The following is a 289-nucleotide window of genomic DNA, read 5'->3' as shown; positions in this document are numbered from 1 at the left end:
GGGCTTTTCGCAGCCATCCAGTTCCTGGACCGCGACCTCTGGCTCGTTCTCTCCGCAGCGTCCTATCCGCGTGACGGACTCCCACCTTATGTCATGGCGATTGCCTCTTGCCCGGAAGCGGCAGCAGCACTGGCACACTGGAAAGCAGAGTGCCTTGCCGGACGCCCTCTGACGACACCCCAGATCTCCAGCCTTCTCAAGACTTTCGGCAGACCATGACTGATTCCGTAATTTTTAACCTCATGCCTGATTTCATCCGTGCGCGCATTGCGGCTTACACGCTCCGGGA

Annotated in this window: 1 pseudogene; it reads left to right on the top strand. The window is 58.8% G+C overall.

Going from position 1 to position 289, the window contains the following annotated elements:
• A pseudogene (locus tag R5H23_RS16980) lies at window positions 1–219 on the top strand (hypothetical protein); the annotation flags it as partial.
• Between the last annotated feature and the right edge of the window lie 70 nt (window positions 220–289).

Origin of the sequence: Gluconobacter sp. GP1 (assembly GCF_032913585.1) — a bacterium.
GTDB classification, from domain to species: domain Bacteria; phylum Pseudomonadota; class Alphaproteobacteria; order Acetobacterales; family Acetobacteraceae; genus Gluconobacter; species Gluconobacter cerinus.
The sequence above is the reverse complement of the archived record's forward strand: the minus strand, read 5'-3'. Positions and strand labels throughout refer to the sequence as shown.